General features: G+C 44.1%; 1 protein-coding gene. It reads left to right on the top strand.

The window, feature by feature from the left end:
* Nucleotides 1–45 precede the first annotated feature (45 nt).
* The coding region (locus AB4503_RS25330; protein ID WP_372115910.1) for an ISL3 family transposase at nt 46–1,151 on the top strand (1,106 nt) is incomplete at its 3' end.

Raw genomic sequence — 1,151 nt, 5'->3', positions numbered from 1 at the left:
ATGGTTTAGTCGCCAAACAAAAATCATACACAAACTACCGTTTTCATGCCGAATCATACTTTCCTATCTTCATTCTGGGAAGGCTTTCAAATAGTAAAGTCTCACCAGACAGCATCACTTATTACCCTGACTCTTAAACCTAACTCTGAGGCTAAGTGCCTTTGTGGTCTCGAGGCCGAGGCTATTCATGAGTATCAATGGCGTCATGTAAAAGAGGCCATGTTGCTCGGTGTTCCTGTTGAACTTTCCGTTCAAACACGAAGAATCAAGTGTCGTGACTGCGGCATAAAAACAGAGTCTCTATCTTGGTTAGAGCCTTATGCTCGTATAACGAAGCGCTTAAAAAGTTATATAGAACAACTGCTGCCTCTTCTTCCCATTAAGCATATCTCCCAGTTAACGAGCGTACATTGGCACACCATTAAAGAGATAGATAAACGCCGACTTCGACAAGTTGTACCGTCAGTGAAATGGGAAGAGCTAAGGCAACTCGTCATGGATGAGTTCGCTATCTTTAAAGGACATAGGTATGCCACGGTCATTGTTGACGCTAAGACTCACCAAGTTATTTGGATAGGGTTAGGCCGTAGCCGCAAGGACATACGACCGTTCTTCGAGCTGTTAGGCAAGCATGGTAATAATATCGAAGCGGTCGCAATGGACATGAATACGGCTTTTGACCTTGAAGTTCAAGCGCACTGCCCGAACGCAAAAATCGTTTACGACTTATTCCATGTTGTCGCTAAGTTCGGTCGTGAGGTCATGGATAGAGTCAGAGTCGACCAAGCCAACAAGCTCAAGCAAGATAAAAAAGCGAGGCAATGGGTCAAGCGCTCACGCTGGGTGTTGTTGAAAAATAGAGGCAACTTAAATCCACGGCAAGACAGCTATCTTACAGAAATATTGAATATCAATAAGGACTTAATGACCACTTATATACTCGGGGCACAACTCAAAGAGCTTTGGTATTGTGAATCAGAAGCACATGCTAAAGGGCTCTGGGAGGCGTGGTGGGCACAAGTACAAGAGAGTGGAATTAAGCCATTGAAAGAGTTCGCACGAAAACTGAGTCCTTATCTTCACGGTATTATCGCATCGGCAAGTTATCCGCTAAACACCTGCACCCTAGAAGGGATAAACAACAAGATAAA

The organism is Vibrio sp. 10N.222.55.B11, assembly GCF_041473705.1.
Classification (GTDB): Bacteria; Pseudomonadota; Gammaproteobacteria; order Enterobacterales; family Vibrionaceae; genus Vibrio; species Vibrio crassostreae_C.
The sequence above is the reverse complement of the archived record's forward strand: the minus strand, read 5'-3'. Positions and strand labels throughout refer to the sequence as shown.